Origin of the sequence: Litoribaculum gwangyangense (genome assembly GCF_039543505.1) — a bacterium.
GTDB classification, from domain to species: Bacteria; Bacteroidota; Bacteroidia; order Flavobacteriales; family Flavobacteriaceae; genus Litoribaculum; species Litoribaculum gwangyangense.
Window position 1 is genome coordinate 1 of the sequence record NZ_BAABJW010000007.1, and the last position, 999, is coordinate 999.

General features: G+C 35.2%; 1 protein-coding gene. It reads right to left on the reverse strand.

Going from position 1 to position 999, the window contains the following annotated elements; genetic code table 11:
• Positions 1-999, reverse strand: a 999-nt coding sequence (locus tag ABD963_RS15040; RefSeq protein WP_345278269.1) for a GEVED domain-containing protein, incomplete at both ends; no start/stop codon positions are given.

Genomic DNA, 999 nt, shown 5'->3' on the forward strand with positions numbered 1-999 from the left:
ACTTACGTTGTAAGTTATGATATAAGATCCAGCGATGTTAGTATTGACAATATCGCCACCAATGACAATGTTGGCAGTAATATTCCCATCCACATTATCGGTTGCAGTAGCTCCTATTTCGTTATAATTATCTCCAACGTTTAGGTTAATAATACTGTTCCCATTAAGAGTTATAACGGGAGCTGTTGTATCTATTAATCCCTGAATATTTATTGTGTAATCTTCAACTTCACCATAAGTGAATGATTCACATGGGCCAGGAGATCCATTGTATTTCATTGACACTCGCATTCTTACTGATGGTTCAATGGCGTTTGATGGTACAACAAAGCTACTGCTAACAGAGGTAGCGCGCGTAGGTGACTGAATCAAAATCTCTTCGCCTGGGTCTGAAAAATCTCCATTATTGTTATAATCAATCCAAACACCATACCCCTCTCTGTAAGACCTTCCACTCCAAGTTGGAGTAATGGTTATTGTATACTGAGAATTTGTTTCTAGGGTAGTAGAAATACCTGTAAAATCTGAATATAATTGCGGTCCAGAAAGATTATCAATGGTATTTAATTGAACTCTACCAATGAACTCATCATTTGCATTACTACTTGTTGAATCACAATAATTTATTTGAAATAGTAAAGTTGTGAAATTGCTTGAACTTGAATATGAAGAACTATTGGCTCCACAATTAGCTCTTACTTGTACTTCATAGTCCGTTAAGTCTGTTAAGCCAGATAAGTTATAAGGAGCAGATGAAAGATTTAGCACATCAATCCAATCAGGATTTCCAATTTCTCGATATCTTAGATCATACTTATTACCTGAACTGGAATCCCATGTAATAAGAGCTGAACTAGATGTTAAATTTGAAGCTGTTAGGTTTGTAGGTACCACCGAAGAAGTAGGTATTAAAAAAACATCGTTTAATACTTTAGTTTGATAATCGGCAATTGATTGATTAGAAAGGGTAAATGATTGGTAGCAATCGGCTTCAAATAA